General features: G+C 53.7%; 15 protein-coding genes. 4 read left to right on the top strand and 11 right to left on the bottom strand.

Going from position 1 to position 17,711, the window contains the following annotated elements; translation table 11 throughout:
* Positions 1-19: 19 nt before the first annotated feature.
* The 9 genes from recC to rppH form a co-directional block, all read right to left on the bottom strand.
* On the bottom strand, positions 20-3,391 hold the full coding sequence (gene recC, locus OLG56_RS04215; protein WP_023233366.1) for an exodeoxyribonuclease V subunit gamma: 3,372 nt from the start codon (positions 3,389-3,391) through the stop codon (positions 20-22).
* A 15-nt stretch (positions 3,392-3,406) separates the two neighbouring features.
* Positions 3,407-3,727 carry a prepilin-type N-terminal cleavage/methylation domain-containing protein gene (locus OLG56_RS04210; protein ID WP_000019284.1) on the bottom strand — a complete coding sequence of 107 codons (321 nt, stop codon included), beginning with the start codon at positions 3,725-3,727 and terminating at the stop codon, positions 3,407-3,409.
* Positions 3,712-4,119: a DUF2509 family protein gene (locus OLG56_RS04205; RefSeq protein WP_001078532.1), complete on the bottom strand. Its 408-nt coding sequence runs from the start codon at positions 4,117-4,119 to the stop codon at positions 3,712-3,714. The genes OLG56_RS04210 and OLG56_RS04205 overlap by 16 nt, the downstream gene beginning before the upstream one ends.
* Positions 4,116-4,679: a prepilin peptidase-dependent protein gene (locus OLG56_RS04200; protein WP_000029156.1), complete on the bottom strand. Its 564-nt coding sequence runs from the start codon at positions 4,677-4,679 to the stop codon at positions 4,116-4,118. The genes OLG56_RS04205 and OLG56_RS04200 overlap by 4 nt, the downstream gene beginning before the upstream one ends.
* The gene (locus OLG56_RS04195; RefSeq protein WP_000744668.1) at positions 4,670-5,140 is read right to left on the bottom strand and encodes a prepilin peptidase-dependent protein; all 471 of its coding nucleotides are present in this window, start codon (positions 5,138-5,140) and stop codon (positions 4,670-4,672) included. Before OLG56_RS04195 ends, OLG56_RS04200 begins: the two co-directional genes overlap by 10 nt.
* A 184-nt stretch (positions 5,141-5,324) precedes the next feature.
* On the bottom strand, positions 5,325-6,119 hold the full coding sequence (gene thyA / locus OLG56_RS04190; RefSeq protein WP_023233405.1) for a thymidylate synthase: 795 nt from the start codon (positions 6,117-6,119) through the stop codon (positions 5,325-5,327).
* A 6-nt stretch (positions 6,120-6,125) separates the two neighbouring features.
* Positions 6,126-7,001: a prolipoprotein diacylglyceryl transferase gene (gene lgt, locus OLG56_RS04185; RefSeq protein ID WP_000204647.1), complete on the bottom strand. Its 876-nt coding sequence runs from the start codon at positions 6,999-7,001 to the stop codon at positions 6,126-6,128.
* Between the two features lie 215 nt (positions 7,002-7,216).
* Complete coding sequence (ptsP, locus tag OLG56_RS04180) at positions 7,217-9,463, bottom strand: phosphoenolpyruvate--protein phosphotransferase (RefSeq protein WP_000957887.1); 2,247 nt, start codon at positions 9,461-9,463, stop codon at positions 7,217-7,219.
* Between the two features lie 12 nt (positions 9,464-9,475).
* The gene (gene rppH / locus OLG56_RS04175) at positions 9,476-10,006 is read right to left on the bottom strand and encodes an RNA pyrophosphohydrolase (protein WP_000564481.1); all 531 of its coding nucleotides are present in this window, start codon (positions 10,004-10,006) and stop codon (positions 9,476-9,478) included.
* Between the two features lie 682 nt (positions 10,007-10,688).
* Here rppH and mutH point away from each other — a divergent pair.
* The 4 genes from mutH to OLG56_RS04155 all read left to right on the top strand — a co-directional run bounded on the left by mutH (position 10,689) and on the right by OLG56_RS04155 (position 13,898).
* Positions 10,689-11,384: a DNA mismatch repair endonuclease MutH gene (gene mutH, locus OLG56_RS04170; RefSeq protein ID WP_001274930.1), complete on the top strand. Its 696-nt coding sequence runs from the start codon at positions 10,689-10,691 to the stop codon at positions 11,382-11,384.
* 181 nt (positions 11,385-11,565) lie between these two features.
* Positions 11,566-12,279: a TerC family protein gene (locus tag OLG56_RS04165; protein ID WP_000895635.1), complete on the top strand. Its 714-nt coding sequence runs from the start codon at positions 11,566-11,568 to the stop codon at positions 12,277-12,279.
* A 169-nt stretch (positions 12,280-12,448) separates the two neighbouring features.
* Positions 12,449-12,667: a YgdI/YgdR family lipoprotein gene (locus OLG56_RS04160; protein ID WP_000758662.1), complete on the top strand. Its 219-nt coding sequence runs from the start codon at positions 12,449-12,451 to the stop codon at positions 12,665-12,667.
* A gap of 190 nt (positions 12,668-12,857) precedes the next feature.
* The gene (locus tag OLG56_RS04155; protein ID WP_000558960.1) at positions 12,858-13,898 is read left to right on the top strand and encodes an NADP(H)-dependent aldo-keto reductase; all 1,041 of its coding nucleotides are present in this window, start codon (positions 12,858-12,860) and stop codon (positions 13,896-13,898) included.
* An 86-nt stretch (positions 13,899-13,984) separates the two neighbouring features.
* On the opposite strand, the gene lplT is transcribed toward OLG56_RS04155, so the two are convergent.
* Both lplT and aas read right to left on the bottom strand, forming a co-directional pair.
* Positions 13,985-15,187: a lysophospholipid transporter LplT gene (gene lplT / locus OLG56_RS04150; protein ID WP_000004684.1), complete on the bottom strand. Its 1,203-nt coding sequence runs from the start codon at positions 15,185-15,187 to the stop codon at positions 13,985-13,987.
* The gene (gene aas, locus OLG56_RS04145) at positions 15,180-17,339 is read right to left on the bottom strand and encodes a bifunctional acyl-ACP--phospholipid O-acyltransferase/long-chain-fatty-acid--ACP ligase (protein WP_000896101.1); all 2,160 of its coding nucleotides are present in this window, start codon (positions 17,337-17,339) and stop codon (positions 15,180-15,182) included. The genes lplT and aas overlap by 8 nt, the downstream gene beginning before the upstream one ends.
* Positions 17,340-17,711 lie beyond the last annotated feature (372 nt).

Genomic DNA, 17,711 nt, shown 5'->3' with positions numbered 1-17,711 from the left:
TGGCGCGATTTTCATACAATCAACGAGACTGATTAAAACGAAACAGCGGTAACAGGTAATGTCGGGACTGCGCAATGATAGCCTGCAACGTTTCAGATTCCAGCTGACGCCAAAGACGTTGATACCAGATATCTTCGCCTTCGCCGCTCACCATCATGTTGCCTTCATAAGCCTGTAAAAACTTTGTCCTGGCCTTCTGTAAGGTATCATCGTCGTCTAACATGACATCATTTTCAGCGTCATAACAGGCTTTTATCCATGCGCCGCCGCTTTCCGGCAGTACCAATAGCGGAGAAGACATGCCTTCCCGGTAGCCTTCAATCAGTTGCGCCAGGTAAGCCATTGCCTGCGTTTTATCAAGAGGCGGAAATCGCCACTCTCCCTCTTTGCGCAAAAACAGGCGACTTTCGCCACTACCGCCGCTGGCACAATAGACAAGGTGTTCCAGCCAAAGTTGCACACCTTGCGCAACGCTGATTAAAGCGGGACGCCAGCGCAATAATCCATCCTCCTGTACCTGCGGTAGCCAGCCGCTTAGCTGAACGCCATTGCAAAGCAGATCCACTTCCAGGCTTTGGCTCGGCTTACGGCAGGCGATGACCCGGCTTGCCAGTTGTTGCATCTCCTGACATTGCGCATCCCAGAATATTTCGCCAAACGCGCCGTAAGGCAACTCTCCCGCAGCCCGGAAACGGCGAAACAAGCGTTCGGCGTCGTCCTCTTCAACCAGCGTATTGAGCAACTGTTGGTTAAGTTGATATCGCGTCAATCCCTCTAATTCAAACGGTTCCGCATCAGGAATCTCACTCTCTTCCGAGCGGAAATTAACCTGAAGCCGCATCTGAAAAAATGCGCGTACCGGATGGGCCCAAAAACGCTGCAGACTTTCCAGAGTCAATGTTTCCGGCATCGTAAAAGGAAGCGGCTGCACAAAGTCAGAATGCGCTTTTCCCGACTGACTCGCCGCAGGCAACCACTCTCTGGCATAGCTTTGCTGTTCGCCGGGTTGGTAATTTTGCGCATCAAAAGGCATACGGGTATGCAGACGCGTAATATGCGCTTTGACTCGTGCTTCGCTCTCATCACAGGTCAGCGTTTCGTCGCCCGGCAAATAGTGGCTTTGTCCGATGTAATCCACCAATTCTTGCACCAGTACAGAGGGAAAGCGTTCGCTATTATCCTGGATGGAGCGACCGATGTAGCTGATATACAGCGTCTGCTGCGCCGAGATTAACGCTTCCAGAAACAGATAGCGGTCATCGTCGCGACGGCTTCGATCCCCGCGCATGGGTTTTTGGCTCATCAGGTCAAAGCCCAACGGCGCAAGCTGGCGCGGGTATACGCCGTCGTTCATTCCCAGCAGGCAAACGACTCTGAACGGAATGGAACGCATCGGCATCAGCGTACAAATATTGATGGGGCCCGCCAGGAAGCGCTGGCTAATACGTTCCTGATCCAGACGCTGCGCCAGTTCATCCCGCAGTAGCGAAATCGGTACCGCGTCGCCATATTCCGCCGCGACGCCTTCGGCGATAATGGCCTGCCACTGCTGTTCAATCAATGTCATTGCCGCTTCCGTGTCCGCATCGGGCAGGAAGAAATCATTGAGCATGTCGCGACAAACGGGCAACCACTCTTCCAGCGGTCGCTCCTGCGCCAGACCGCGCCGCCAGATATTAAGCTGCATCAGCAGCGAAGCCAGATGCCCGACCAGCTCAGCAATCAGACCGCTGGATTCGTCATAAGGCAGAACCGACTGCCACTCGCCCTGGGCGCTTTCCATGGCATACCCCAGCAGCATACGCGTCAGGCCAAATTGCCATGTATGCTGTCCCGTGGCAGGAAGTTCCAGCTCGCGTACGTTGTCATCGTCAATTCCCCAGCGAATGCCTGACTCATTGACCCACAAGCGCAAATAACGCAGCCCTTCTTCGTTGATCGTAAAGCGGGCAGCCAATACCGGTACGTCTAACAACGCCAGAACATCCTCGGAGACGAAGCGGCTGTCCGGTAACGAAAGTAGGCTGATAAATGCCTGTAACACCGGATGTGACTGACGCGCCCGCCGATCGGAAATGGCATAAGGCAGATAGCGCTCCGTTGGCGCGCTACCAAATACCGCCTGGATAAACGGGCTATAGCTGTCAATATCAGCCACCATAACGATAATGTCGCGCGGCGTTAGCGTCGGATCGGCTTCCAGCATCGCCAGAAGGCGATCGTGCAGTATCTCCACCTCGCGCTGCGGGCTGTGACAAACGTGAAAAGAGAGGCTGTTATCTTCGGGATCGAGCAGACGCTTATTGTCGCTGCGCGAATACTCCTCAAGGTTTACGCCCGCCACCGCATGGCTTTCCAGTTCAAGAATATCCGCCTGAATCCGATGCAAAAGATTATCTGGCGTAATATCAACAAACGCATCCAGCTCCTGGCTGTTTTCCAGTTCAGATAGCAGGTAGATATAATCCCGCCCCAGTTTTCCCCATGAGGCCAGTAGCGGATTACCGATATCCTGTTCACCGTCGCTGTTAAATAAGGCTTCCGGATTCTGGTTTTCACGGAACAACGGTAAATGACGGTCTTCAAAACTGTGACGACGCTGGCGAGCCATGAGTTTTGCCAGCCAGGCTGGGTCTTTAATGTCCCCCCAGTAATACCGACACGGATTAGTAAAAAGGAGATGAATTTCAATATGTTTGCCCAGCGCCTGCAACGCTCTGAGATACACTGGCGGTAACGCGGAAATGCCGCAAATAAAAACGCGGGACGGCAACCCTGGCGGGCAGGCGGTCGCGCTTTCCAGCGTTTGAATAAAGCGTTGGTAGAGATTGGCGCGATGCCAGCGCGGCTGCCCCAGCGCGGCGGTATATTCCACCAATGCTTTCCACAGCGGCGCCTGCCAGTTTTGCGCCTCCCCCAGACCTTCCACGGTTTCTCCCGCCTCCCACTGCGTAAGCCAGTCAGGCCGATAAACCAGATACTGATCGAACAGGTCGGCGGCGCGCGCGGAAAGCTGAAAGAGTTTGCGTTTATCAGTGTCGTCGGTCAGATAATGGCGCAGCAGTACAAACTCATCCTTATCCAGCAACTGCGGCAGCAAGGTCATCAGTTTCCAGCTCATGCTTTGTTTGCTGAAAGCGCTTTCTTTGGGGATATCCGGCAACACGCGGACAAACATCTCCCAGATAAAACTCGCCGGTAACGGAAAAGCGATATTCGCCGCAATACCAAACTTTTGTGAAAGGGTCATCTGCAGCCACTGCGCCATACCCGTGCTTTGTACCAGAATCATTTCTGGTTCAAAGGGATCATCCAGCCGCTCGCGTTCGACGATGAACTCCATCAACGCTTCCAGCACATCCAGACGATTGGAGTGGTAGACCCTTAACATAATTACTCCTGACGATTAACGATTTGGACAATGCAAGCGCGTCATCTGCCCCTGCTTGCCAGAGGGTGAAACCATCGTGACGCTGATGCTGACACATCCCGATTGCATTGTCTGCATCCGGTTGGCCTTCCACCCTTCAGCAGGCGAAAATGGATACAGCGCCGTTTGCTGCCACGCCTGCCGCCAGATCTGGAGATACTGGTGTCGTAATGCAAAACTGTGCATTAATACCCGCTGATAGCCTGACAGCGCGGTGACGATCATTACTATTAGAACCATCGCCACTAAAACTTCCGGGAGGCTAAACCCGCGTTGTAAATTCAGGGGATGCGACATAACGCCACCTCTTTTAACGGACAAAAATCGCTCCAGCCGTGGGGAGAAAAGACAATACTTCCCTGAATGACGTTGCCCAAACGCCATAACGTCATGCCGTCATCTTGCGCCGCCATCACCACCTCATCCCCCGATAATCTCCGCAAACAGACTCTTGCCCCTGAAGAGGAATAGCGCCGACATTCCATTTCGGTTACGCCTGACCATAGCTGCCCCCGCCCCCATTCCAGCGCCGACTGTACGAGCGCCTGGCGTTGTATCGCCAGGCTCTGCGTCGTCACGCGGGCGGCATAGCTGGCCTGCTGCTGATTTACGCCTTGCAGTAGCAGGCTACCCAGAATCAGTATTAAAAGCGCCAGTATTAGCGAAGAAGCGCCACGTTCCCGATTCACAGATTAAATCCCGTTACGCTGTATTGCGCGTCAATAACCGTCTGAGGCTCGGCTTTGCTGGCGCCGCGCAGATGCAGCATGAGCACTGGCGAGAATCCCGTTATATCCCGTCGCTCAACGGTAAAAGCCGTGATGAGTACCGTATTGGGATCGGTCATTTTTTCCCATCCCTTCCCCTGGCAAGATGTTGCTCCGCGTAATGTTTCCAGAACGTTATCCTTCATACGGAACCCGGTCTGGTCGGCCTCTTTCGCCGGTATGGTATCCCAGACACCGTTATTATTTCCGTCCCACTGAACGATGACGCATTGCCCCTGTTCAGCAAGATGTAACCCTTCGCCAGTACAGTGGCCATGACAGTAACCCGCACGTTGAAGATGCTTCGCTACGGTATAGGTTCGCTGCCAGATTTCATCTTCCAGCGATAACTGTCGCGTGTTGTGCCAGATCTCACGCTGTAGCGCCGGTAAAAATCGTGCGGATCCAAGCAGTAAAATGGAACCTATCGCCATCGCCAGCACAACCTCCAGTAGCGAGAACCCCCGCGTGGTTATTGACACGTGGCGGCCTCGTTACGCTCGCATAGCCTGATTCGCCCCCAGGAGGAGACGACCAGACGCCACTCTCCGGCAGCGTTTTTCAGTACGATGTGCCCTGCCCATGCCGTATTGCGCAAGCCAAAGAAGGCTAACGATGGCGTGATATCGGCAAGGACGACATCACGCCAGTCGGGCGTAAACACAAAGGGGGAAGATGGCGTACACGATGTTTGCGTAGCAACAGAGCTGACAAAGCACCATGAACCGCCTTCGCTGACCACGCGAAGAATGTGATCGCGGTTATGCCAGTGAGCGTCCTCACGAAGTTGCAGCAGATAATCCCGCACCTGACATGCGGTTTGCCACAGGCGCTGTTGCTGCTGCCAACGTTGCCAGCCATAAAGTCCTGTGGCGCTGAGAATGATAATGAGCGACATCGCGACCACCGTTTCAATGAGCGTATAGCCTTGTTGTTTTTTCATGTCGGCAGTATGGCGGGCGGAAGAAAAATAACGAGCGCCAAATACAGATTGTTCGGCGCGTTACGGAAAAAAGTTCATGTCTTGCAGCGCGTTGCAAAATTTCAGGAATCCGCGCCGAAGATTGAGACAAAGGGTAAAAAAAACCGACGCGCGATGACGTCGGTTATGGCAGGATCGTCAACGCTTAGATAGCGACCGGCGCTTTAATACCGGGGTGCGGATCATAGCCTTCAATTTCGAAATCATCGAACCGGTAGTCAAAAAGCGAATCAGGTTTACGCTTAATGACCAGCTTCGGCAGCGCGCGCGGTTCACGGCTTAATTGCAGGTGCGTCTGCTCCATATGGTTGCTGTACAGGTGCGTGTCGCCGCCGGTCCAGACAAAATCGCCGACGTCCAGGTCGCACTGTTGCGCCATCATATGCACCAGTAACGCGTAGCTGGCAATGTTGAACGGCAGACCGAGGAACACATCGCAGGAGCGTTGATAAAGTTGGCAGGAGAGTTTTCCATCTGCGACATAAAACTGGAAAAAGGCGTGACACGGCGCCAGCGCCATCTTACCCAGCTCGCCGACGTTCCACGCAGAAACGATAATACGACGAGAGTCCGGGTCGTTTTTAAGCTGGCTTAAAACCGTGGCGATCTGATCGATATGGCGGCCATCCGGTGTTGGCCATGCACGCCACTGCTTACCATAAACCGGGCCTAAATCGCCGTTCTCATCGGCCCATTCGTCCCAGATGGTGACATTATTTTCGTGCAGGTAAGCGATGTTGGTATCGCCCTGCAAAAACCATAGCAGTTCGTGAATAATTGAACGTAAATGGCAGCGTTTCGTCGTCACCAGAGGAAAGCCTTCCTGCAGGTTAAAACGCATCTGATGGCCAAAAATGGAAAGCGTGCCGGTGCCGGTACGGTCGTTTTTCTGTGTGCCTTCATCCAGCACTTTTTGCATCAGTTCTAAATACTGTTTCATGGTTCCTCAGGAAACGTGTTGCTGCGGGCGGCGGCGATATGCCCAAACCATCATGATCGCGCCAGCGATAATCATCGGGATAGAGAGAATCTGCCCCATGCTGATGTACTGTACCCACGCGCCGGTAAATTGCGCGTCCGGCTGGCGGAAGAATTCAACAATGATACGAAACGCGCCATAGCCAATCAGGAATAATCCGGAGACTGCGCCCATCGGACGCGGTTTGCGAATAAAGAGATTAAGGATGATAAACAGCACCACGCCTTCTAATGCCAGCTCATACAACTGGGAAGGGTGGCGCGGCAATACGCCGTAGGTATCAAAAATAGGCTGCCATTGCGGATGTGACGGCAGCAGCGCAATATCTTCCGCGCGTGAGCCAGGAAAGAGCATGGCAAACCGGAAGTTAGGATCGACTCGCCCCCACAATTCACCGTTGATAAAGTTGCCCAGACGCCCGGCGCCCAGGCCGAACGGAATTAACGGTGCAATAAAATCAGACACCTGAAAGAACGAGCGCTTCGTGCGCCTGGCGAAGATAATCATCACCAGTATCACGCCGATAAGCCCGCCGTGGAAGGACATGCCGCCGTCCCAGACGCGGAATAAATAGAGCGGGTTATCCAGAAACAGAGGGAAGTTATAAAACAGGACATAGCCAATACGCCCCCCCAGGAAGACCCCCAGGAAACCTGCATAGAGTAAATTTTCAACTTCGTTTTTGGTCCAACCGCTTCCCGGACGGTTAGCGCGACGCACCGCCAACCACATCGCGAAAACGAATCCCACCAGATACATCAAGCCATACCAGTGAAGCGCGACGGGCCCAATTGAGAAAATGACCGGATCAAAGTCCGGAAAATGCAGATAGCTACTGGTCATCTGTCACCACAATTTCTTGTTATTTCGCTGAAGAGATAGCGATTGATAAGCGCGCCTGCGCGTTGCAGACGCTCCAAAGGTGCGAATAATAGCACAAGGGTTAAAAGCGAGATGCCGATTACCGTTAAAAGATATGTATACGCATTGTCTTTCATCTTGCAGGCGTGTTGTCTGCGCCGTGAATCCACAGTCACTCTCTTTTCCCGCTCCAGTCGTTACAACCCTCCTCGAATCAATCCCCCCATCCCGCGGCGCTCCATAAACGCCGCCACCTGATGACGCACCTCGGTCGCCATCTGCGCCTCAAGGCTGCGTCTGGCAAGGGTTTGCGCGTCTTCAAAATCGATATGCCGCAGCAGATATTTCACACGCGCTACCGAACGGCCATTCATCGAAAGATGGCGATATCCCAGACCGATAAGAATCGCCACGCACATCGGATCACCCGCCATCTCGCCGCACAAGCGAAGATCGAGACCATGTTTTTCGGCTTCCTGCGCAATCATGGACAGTGCGCGCAGCATAGCCGGATGCAAACTGTCATAAATACTGGCCACGCGGGTATTGTTGCGATCTACCGCCAGGATATATTGCGTTAAATCGTTGGTGCCGACCGAGATAAAGTCGATCCGGTTAGCCAGATGCGGCAGCATAAATACCATGGACGGCACTTCCAGCATAATGCCGATACGCGGTTTCGGGATCGCATAGCCGATCATCTCCTCGACCTCGCGCCCGGCGCGTTCGATCAGACGCCGCGCTTCATCGACTTCATCAATACTGGTGACCATCGGCAACAAAATGCTGAGGTTGCCAGTCGCCGCATTGGCGCGCAGCATCGCGCGGACCTGGATCAAAAAGATCTCCGGCTGATCCAGCGTAATGCGGATCCCGCGCCAGCCCAGACACGGGTTCTCCTCGCTGATCGGCATATAGGGCAGTTGCTTATCCGCTCCCACATCCAGGGTCCGCAGCGTCACCGGTTTATCGTTAAACATTTGCAGCATCCCTTGATACTGCGCCACCTGCTCTTCTTCCGAGGGAAACCCGCTTTGCAGCATAAAGGGAATTTCAGTACGGTACAGGCCGATACCGTCGATCCGACTGCCTAACTTTTCCTCATGCTCGGGGCTGAGCCCGGCATTCAGCATCACTTTGACTCGCTCGCCGCTTTTCAGTTGGGCGGGAAGATTGACGTCGTCCTCCGCCAGACGACTGAGTTCTATCTCTTCACTAATGAGTCGCTGATATTCCTGAATAAGCACGGGTTCAGGATCGACCAGTAATTCACCGCGATAGCCATCCACCACCAACGTACGGCGATGTAGCACCGAAGGCTGGATATCCGCGCCCATGACGGTCGGGATACCGAGCGCGCGCACCATAATCGCCGCATGCGAGTTTGCCGCGCCGTCGCGCACTACAACGCCCGCCAGCCTGTCCTGCGGCAGCTCCGCCAGGGTGGTCGCCGACAGCTCATCCGCGACCAGAATAAAACGTTCCGGCCAGGCGTTTGGCCCCTGAACTGAATCATCAAGGTGGAATAACAGCCGCTGCCCCAGCGTGCGTAAGTCTCCCGCACGTTCTTTGAGGTAGTTATCGGTTAGCGCCGCAAATTGCTCGGCAAATTTTTCGATGATTTTTTTAACGGCCCACTCCGCAACAGCGCCTTTGTCGACCTCGGCGAAGAGTTCGCGACGCAGTCTGGCATCTGAAAGCAGGTGTGAGTACAGATCGAAAATGGCCGCCGTCTCTTTTTGCGCGCCGGCGGCAAAGCGTTTGCTGTATCGTCGGAATTCGTTCGCCGCCTCTTCCAGCGCGCCGGTCAGTCGTTCGCGTTCAAGAGAGGTATCCAGCGTAGACGCTTCGTAAACCTGTTCCATCAGCGGCATGGTCGCGTCTTGCCAGCCCGTTGCGATAGCCACGCCCGGCGCCGCAGGAAGCGCGCGGATTCGCGTCTGCCGGTATTGCCCGAACAGCGCTGTGACCTGCGACTGTGACAGGATAGCCGCCATCTGCGTAGCGAGCGTGACGAGGAAAGACTCTTCGCTTTCATCGTACTGGCGCAATTCGCGCTGCTGTACGACCAGCACGCCGAGAAGTTGGCGACGCTGAATGATCGGCACGCCGAGAAACGCGCGAAAACGCTCCTCTTTTACCGAAGGAATGTATTTAAAGCTGGGATGTTTTTGCGCATCGGCAAGGTTAATGGGCTCCGCCAGTCTGCCCACCAGACCGACGATCCCCTCATCAAACGCAAGCGCAACGGTTCGACCACGCGGTTTTTTCAACCCCCGCGTCGCCATCAGGTAATAACAGCGTCGGTCATGATCGGCCAGGTAAACCGAGCAAACCTCTGTATCCATCGCAAGACAGATATCCGTGACCAGAATATTCAGCGCCTCGTTCAGACGCGGCGCACTGGCCACTTTTTCGACTATTTCGCGCAGGCGAGTGAGCATAATTTGCGTGGCTTAACCTCTTTTACGTCGATAAGCAGGCGCGCTTTGTAGCTTAGGGGGATTATCCTGAAGCGCCATGACAACACTTGCAAACTCTTTCATTACCCTGCGGTAGACATCGCGTTTAAATGACACCACTTGTCGAACCGGATACCAGTAACTTACCCAGCGCCAGCCGTCAAACTCCGGCGTACTGCTGGTTTGCATATTGATTTCGGCGTCGGCGCTCATTAACTGCAAAAGAAACCACTTTTGTTTCTGGCCGATACATACCGGCTTTGTGTCCCAACGCACCAAACGTTTTGGTAACTTGTAACGCAACCAGTTGCGAGTAGAAGCAAGGATCCGCACATCTTTACGGCTTAACCCAACTTCTTCAAACAGTTCCCGGTACATCGCCTGTTCTGCCGACTCCCCTGGATTTATCCCGCCCTGCGGGAACTGCCAGGAGTGCTGACCAAATCGCCGGGCCCACATCACCTGCCCCTGACGATTACAAATTACGATACCTACATTTGGGCGGTAGCCATCGTCATCAATCACCGGACTACCTCAACATAAACCTTATATATGAACGATTGTTTCATACTCCAGTGAGGCGGTAAACCACTCTGTAATAGTGACACAGCCTAATAACAATTGAATAACTCACAGTAAATAGCCGAGTTATAAACAGATGATGACGCCCTTGCGCCATTTTATTCACCTTTTCTGTGGATATAGTTGTGAAGAAGTATGGAATTACCACGGGAAAACCCAGAACAGTCTGAATTCCTCATACTGGAGGCAGTAAAAATAGTTCCTTATATTCATTGTGTTATAGACAAATCTTACATGCCACCTTCATAAAGCGTGACCAGCATCACATCTAAGATCCTTATGCTGATGAAAGATCAACCAGCGTCGGTTTTATCCACAGATTGTGCCAATAACTTACGCACTATTTGTCTGAATTTTCGATTTTCGTCGCACGTCAAGGCTGTAAATGGAAACAGTAGTGGTGGTTTTACACAGTTATCCCAACTTTCTGTGGATAACATAGTGTAAGATCCTGTTTATTGTCAGTGACCAGAATTGGAAAACCCGCTTCAGCGTTGCGCAACACGAAGAAACAACACAAAAAAGGCAATAAAAATCAGTCTATTGAATATAAGACACAGAAAAAGATAAACTCTGCCCATACGGTATAAAATCACTGCTCACTTTTTGACCTAAGGTAATTGTCATGTCCGCTCTTTGTCCGCTACTGACTCCGCCTGCTTCGGAAGCATTGCTGTTAGCCCAGGCGCGGCAGCTTTCCGGCTATACGTTAGGCGAGCTGGCGGCGATGGCCGGCATTACCACGCCTAAAGATTTGAAGCGAGACAAAGGCTGGATCGGCGTCTTGCTGGAGATCTGGCTCGGCGCCAGCGCCGGGAGCAAGCCGGAGCAGGATTTCGCCGCGTTAGGCGTAGAACTGAAAACCATCCCGGTGGATAGTCTGGGTCGTCCTCTGGAAACAACCTTTGTTTGCGTGGCGCCGTTAACCGGTAACAGCGGCGTGACCTGGGAGACAAGTCACGTACGGCATAAATTGAAGCGCGTGCTATGGGTACCGGTCGAAGGCGATCGCAGCATACCGTTAGCCGAACGCCGCGTAGGTTCGCCGCTACTCTGGAGTCCGAGTGAAGAAGAGGACAGGCAGCTACGCCTCGACTGGGAAGAGCTGATGGACATGATAGTGCTGGGCCAGGTGGAACGCATTACCGCCCGCCATGGCGAAGTCTTGCAACTGCGACCCAAAGCCGCCAATGCCAGGGCGCTCACCGAGGCTATCGGCGCGCGCGGGGAACCTATTTTGACGCTACCGCGTGGATTTTATCTGAAAAAAAATTTTACGCAGGCGCTGCTGGCTCGCCATTTTTTATTGCAGAATCCGTAACGTCCATTACACGCAAATGCGCCTCCGCTATGGCTACGCATCGGGCCGATGCCGGATAAACGTAAGCGTATTGTCGCCGCTATTTTACACCGTTCCTGGTTGCGCAAATTCAGCCTGGGCTTTCGCCCGTCACTCGACGGGCCTATAATTACCGCTTCTTTTTTTGGCAGGACTTTGTTCGATGTTATTTGCATGGATAACCGATCCTAATGCCTGGCTGGCGCTCGGTACGCTGACGCTGCTGGAGATTGTACTTGGGATCGACAACATTATTTTTCTTTCTCTGGTGGTAGCAAAACTTCCTACGGCGCAACGGAACCACGCACGGCGGCTTGGGTTGGCGGCGGCGATGGTCATGCGCCTGGCGCTGCTGGCGTCAATCGCCTGGGTCACTCGTCTGACTAATCCGCTGTTTGAGCTTTTCGGCGAAGCGATTTCCGCCCGCGATCTCATTCTGTTACTGGGCGGGTTATTTTTAATCTGGAAAGCCAGCAAGGAGATCCATGAGTCCATCGAAGGCGAAGAAGAAGGGTTAAAAACCCGGGTTTCTTCTTTCCTGGGCGCAATAGTACAGATTATGCTGCTGGATATTATTTTCAGCCTTGATTCAGTTATCACAGCGGTTGGCCTCTCCGATCATCTGTTTATTATGATGGCGGCAGTCGTTATTGCCGTGGGCGTCATGATGTTTGCGGCACGGCCCATCGGCGAGTTTGTCGATCGTCATCCGTCGGTAAAAATGCTGGCGCTCTCCTTTCTGATCCTGGTTGGCTTTACCCTGATTTTGGAAAGTTTCGACGTTCACGTTCCGAAAGGGTATATCTATTTCGCCATGTTCTTCTCTATCGCAGTAGAGAGCCTGAACCTGTTGCGTAATAAAAAGAATCCGCTGTAATCCTGTCTCGCTCCCCCGCCGGGGAGCGAATACTCACTTTATTTCCTTTCTTCTCACAGATTAAGATTTTGCTGCTTCCGACATGCAGAGCTGCGCGTTATTACTAGACTATTATCAGACATATGATTAACAGACTATTATCAGATGCAGGCTATGTGAGGACAAACGGATGAAAAAGTGGGCAGTTGTAATTTCCGCAGTAGGGTTGGCTTTTGCGGTATCCGGATGCAGCAGCGATTATGTAATGGCGACGAAAGATGGTCGTATGATCCTGACCGATGGAAAACCGCAAGTTGACGATGATACCGGTCTGGTCAGCTATACCGATGCACAGGGAAACGAGATGCAAATCAACCGTGACGAAGTGTCTCAAATCATCGAACGTTAAGCAGTGGCCTGTGATCGAGGTCAGCGTTCTGCAAGCCTTCAGGCTGCGTCCCGTAACGGTGCGTGGCGACCACGCCCGGTAACAATTACGCCGCGTAGCCTGCAATTTTACTTTCCCTTTTGCCTTCCCTCTGCCATTTTTATTGTCCTTTGTCGGGAATTTCTGACTTCATAATAAAAAGGAAACGGCTATGCACTATCACCGTATACCCCACAGCTCGCTCGAAGTAAGTACGCTAGGGCTGGGCACAATGACATTTGGTGAACAAAACAGCGAAGCCGACGCTCACGCACAGCTCGACTATGCCATCGCAAATGGCATTAACCTTATCGACGCCGCCGAGATGTATCCGGTACCGCCGCGCCCGGAAACACAAGGGCTGACGGAATCCTATATCGGTAACTGGCTCGCCAAACGCGGCAACCGTGAAAAACTGATCATCGCCAGCAAAGTTAGCGGACCGGCACGTAATAATGATCAAGGCATCCGGCCTCATCAGGCGCTGGATCGTAAAAATATTCGCGAAGCGCTACACGACAGTTTGACCCGATTGCAGACCGATTATCTGGATTTGTATCAGGTGCACTGGCCGCAGCGTCCCACTAACTGCTTCGGTAAACTCGGCTATAACTGGACGGACTCCACGCCAGTAGTAAGTCTGCTGGAGACGTTAGACGCGCTAAGTGAGTTTCAGCGAGCGGGTAAGATTCGTTATATTGGCGTTTCAAATGAGACAGCGTTTGGCGTTATGCGCTATCTGCATCTGGCGGAAAAACATGACCTGCCGCGTATTGTCACTATCCAGAACCCCTATAGCCTGTTAAACCGCAGCTACGAGGTCGGACTGGCGGAAGTCAGCCAGTATGAAGGTGTTGAATTGCTCGCCTATTCCTGTCTGGCGTTTGGCACATTAACCGGTAAATACCTGAACGGGGCCAAACCCGCAGGCGCGCGGAATACCTTGTTCAGCCGCTTCACACGTTACAGCGGCGAACAGGCGCAAAAAGCCGTTGCCGCCTACGTCGATATCGCGAAGCGTCACAATCTTGATCCGGCGCAGATGGCGCTGGCCTTTGTTCGCCGCCAGCCGTTTGTCGCCAGTACGTTACTGGGCGCAACCACGATGGCGCAGCTCAAGACGAATGTGGAAAGTCTGCATCTGACGTTAAGCGAAGAGGTTCTGGCGGAGATTGAGGCGGCGCATCAGGTTTATACCTACCCGGCGCCGTGACGGTCAGTGCCCGGTGGCGCTACGCTTCCGGGCTTACAGAGACAATGTAAGCCGGGTAACGCGCACTCGCCGCCCGGCATATTCACTCAGTATGATGCCTGCCGGCGCTGCCAGATCCACAGCGCCGCGATCGCCAGCGCGAACAGCACGCCAAAGCCGATACCTATCGCCACTGCCGGAACGCCAACCAGCACCGCCAGCGAGTACAGTCCCAGCATTAATAGCATGGCGCTATTCTCGCCCAGATTTTGTACGGCAATGGCATTCCCGGCGCCAACGCTCTTCTTACCGCGCTCCTGGAGCAAGGCGTTGAGCGGCACCACAAAAAAGCCGCCCAGCATACCTATCAACAGCAACAAGGCATAAGCAGGCAGCAATGCGTGCTGTAATGAGAAGATCGCAACCACAACGCCAATCAAAATCCCGGCGGGCATACAGCGCGATACGGTCTCCAGCGTCACCAGTTTTGCCGCCGCACCCGCGCCGACCACAATGCCTACCGCCACCATGGCGTTCAGGTAAGTCGGCGTGGCGTTATCCGTAATGCCCAGCGCCACCGGCACCCACAGCACCAGCAGAAAACGCAGCGTCACGCCTGCGCCCCAGAATAGCCCGGTCCCCACCAGCGAAAAACGCGTTTCACCGTTACGCCAAAGGACAACGCAAGCGCAGAAGAAGCTACGCGTCATCGCCGACAACCGCCAGGATTGCCCTGGACGCGCCGCCACAAGCTTCGGGATAAACAGGTTCGCTGCCACTGCGCCAGCGTAGGCCAACGCGCAGGCAACCAGCGCGGCGATGACATGCCAGTCGGCCAATACGCCGCCCGCGACGGAACCGAGCAAAATCGCCGCAATCGTAGAGGCTTCCATCAGGCCATTGGCTTTCACCAGCTTATCGCCCGTCGTCAGTTCGCCCAGAATACCGTATTTCGCCGGAGAATAAGCCGCCGCGCCAATCCCGACCAACGTATAACCGACAAAAGGATTCACGCCGAGGCAGATACCTGCCGCTCCCGCCAGTTTAAGACCATTGGCGACCATCATCACCCGGCCTTTGGCAAAGCTGTCCGCGATCTGACCGACAAACGGCGCAAAAAGAATGTAAGCGCCCACAAACACCATTTGCAGAACAGGCTGGCTCCAGTCCGGATAAAACTGGGCTTTCAGCAGCGCCAGCGTCGCAAACAGCAGCGCATTATCGCCAAAAGCCGAGAGAAACTGCGCGACAATCACCGACAGCATCCCTTTCGACCAGATGGAGGTGTTAGTGCGTACTGACTCACTCATGATGTTGTTCCGGCGCATCCACCCAGCTTTTCAGCGTGACAAAATCGGGTTTTCCGCTGCCAAGTAAGGGAAGCTGTTTCAGATAACGGATATCGCGCGGGACGGCAAGTTCCGGAATACCGTGTTCACGGGCATAGTGCTGTAACTTTTCTCGGGTGAGTTCGCTGTCAGTCGTAAACAGTACCAGCGCTTCACCTTTGCTGGCATCGCTTTTAATGGCGGTAGCGTGCATTTTGTCCGCCGAAACGCCAAGCGCCAGTTGCTCGACCATCTCCAGCGAGACCATTTCGCCAGCAATTTTCGCAAAGCGTTTCGCGCGCCCCTGAATCTGCACAAAACCATTTTCATCGAAGCGTACAATGTCACCCGTGTCGTACCACCCGCGCTCGGTTTCGCCTCTGGCGTTTTCCGCTGACGGCACCTCCAGCACGCCCGGTTTTTCCACGCGCAGATAGCCATTCATGATATTCGGCCCTTTCAGCTGTAGCCGACCGCCGTTTTCAATACCGGGCACCGCCAGCAGACGCGCGTCCATGCCAGGCAGAATGCGGCCAACAGTACCCGGCTTAGCCGCCATCGGCACGTTAATCGAGACTACTGGCGCGCATTCCGTTACCCCGTAGCCCTCAAGAATGCGCAGACCGAATTTATCCTGCCACAGTTGTTTAGTGCTCTCCTGAAGTTTTTCCGCACCGGCCACCACATAGCGCAGGCGATAAAAATCATACGGATTGGCAAAGCGCGCATAGTTGCCGAGGAAGGTTGATGTACCAAACAGCACGGTACAGTTACGGTCATAGACCAGTTCCGGCACAATGCGATAGTGCAGCGGACTTGGATAAAGAAACACTTCCGCGCCGGTCAACAACGGCGTAAACAGGCCCACCGTCAAACCGAACGAGTGAAAGAGCGGCAGCGCCGACATAAAACGGTCATTGGCGGTGAAATCCGCAATCGTTTTTATCTGCTCGACGTTCGCCAGAATGCTTTTATGACTGTGCACCACCCCTTTCGGGTGCCCTTCCGAGCCGGAGGTAAAAAGAATGATCGCCGCGTCTTCCGGCTGCTGTTTTACCTGCGCCAGTCGCGGCGCCAGGAGGTGGGCAAAAATCCACAGCTTGTCGGCGGGCGTGACGTCCGCTTTTAAATCTTCCAGGTAAACCCAGCGAACCTGCGTTAGCTGCTCCGGCAGGTGCCACAATTTACCTTTATCGAGGAACTGGCGGGAGGTAAAAATCGTTTTAATTTCCGCCGCGGTAATCGCGCTGGTCAGCCCTTTTACCCCCGCCGTGTAGTTCATCATGGCCGGAATGCGGCGACGAGAAACCGCGCCGAAAATCACCGCCGCGCTGATGGCGGCATTCGGCAGCATTAAACCGATTTTCTCGCCCTCAACGCTGTACTTTTCCAGAATCCGGCCAACAAAAAGCGTCTTGGTCAGTAACTTACGATACGTATCCGGCGTAAAGTTAATGTCCTCAATACAGTTTTTACCTGCGCCGTAACGATATTGCGCCGCCAGCAACGATTCGTATAACGTCTCGCGCGGGCGCACCGCCATACGCGCTTCCATCATGATCTGGTGCAGCATCTCACCCGCTATCTTACGTCTGTCGCGCGCGCGCGGCGCTTCCGGCATCGGTATTTGCGTCGGCGGTAAAATATGAAGCTGAATGCGGGGGAATAAGCGCCGTTTAACCAGACCTTTAAGGCGACTGAAAGGCGTAAGCTCCGCGCCGTCAATACGGAGCGGAATGACGGTTGCGCCCGATTTTGCCGCCACAAAGCCTGCGCCGTCATAAATTTTCATCAGCGAGCCGGTCACGGAAATCCGCCCTTCCGGGAAAATCACCACTGGACGCCCCTGCTCCACCAGGCGCACCAGGTGTTTAATGGACATGGGTTTAGTGGGATCGAGCGGCACAAAATCGATCAGCGGCGTTAACCAGCGCATATACCATTGCTGGCTGATGGAGGTATATACCGCAAAGACAGGCCGTACCGGCAAAAACAGCGCCAGTAGCATACCATCGATAAATGAAACGTGATTGGGGGTAATTAAGACCCGGTTCCCCTGTAGCGCCCGGACATCGCCAGTGACGCGCACACGATAAAGCACGCGAAACAGGTTACGGAAAAATCCAAACAGCATTTCAACTCCCTTTGGCCGACAATTCGCTAAAACATGAATTGTGGCAGATTACACGAGTTGCGTAACAGGAGCGATAGCAAAATAGGTTCGAAAAAAAACCTGCGCATCCGCGCAGGTTGGTGCAAGAGACAGGTACGAAGAGCGTACCGAATAATCTCACCAATCAATACCTCTGGGATCTTGATTGTGGGCTTCGCGCGTCTGCATCGCCAGTCCGAAAACGCAAAGGAATAAACGGAAATGCAACGAGTTGTGTAAATTATCCGTTACTGTTACAGGTTCAGGCGAAACAAAAAAAAACCTGCGCATCTCTACGCAGGTTGGTGTAATTCGTGTGATCAACAATGACGTTGATTCCACCTATCAATACCT

The sequence above is a fragment of the Salmonella sp. 2018103 genome, from assembly GCF_026247685.1.
Lineage (GTDB): Bacteria > Pseudomonadota > Gammaproteobacteria > Enterobacterales > Enterobacteriaceae > Salmonella > Salmonella enterica.
The sequence above is the reverse complement of the archived record's forward strand: the minus strand, read 5'-3'. Positions and strand labels throughout refer to the sequence as shown.